1 pseudogene is annotated in these 344 nt (G+C 72.4%); it reads right to left on the bottom strand.

Annotated features, from left to right (window positions below):
- Positions 1-344, bottom strand: a pseudogene (locus JK359_RS38640) (alpha-1,4-glucan--maltose-1-phosphate maltosyltransferase); the annotation flags it as partial.

Consider the following 344-nt stretch of genomic DNA (forward strand, 5'->3'; position numbering starts at 1 on the left):
GAACCACTCCGGGTGCTTGTCCACCCACGGGTGGTCCGGGGAGCACTGCAACGCGAAGTCGAGGGCGATCTCCAGGCCCAGCCCGGTGGCCTCGGCGACGAAGTGGTCGAAGTCCTCCAGGGTGCCGAGGGCGGGGTGGACGGCGTCGTGGCCGCCCTCGGGGGAGCCGATCGCCCAGGGCACGCCGACGTCGTCCGGGCCCGCGGTGAGCGTGTTGTTGCGGCCCTTGCGGAAGGTCGTGCCGATCGGGTGGATCGGGGGGAGGTAGACGACGTCGAAGCCCATGTCCGCGATCGGCTTCAGCCGGCGCGCGGCCGTGCGGAACGTGCCGTGCGGTTCCTCGG

The organism is Streptomyces actinomycinicus (assembly GCF_016741775.1).
Classification (GTDB): Bacteria; Actinomycetota; Actinomycetes; order Streptomycetales; family Streptomycetaceae; genus Streptomyces; species Streptomyces actinomycinicus.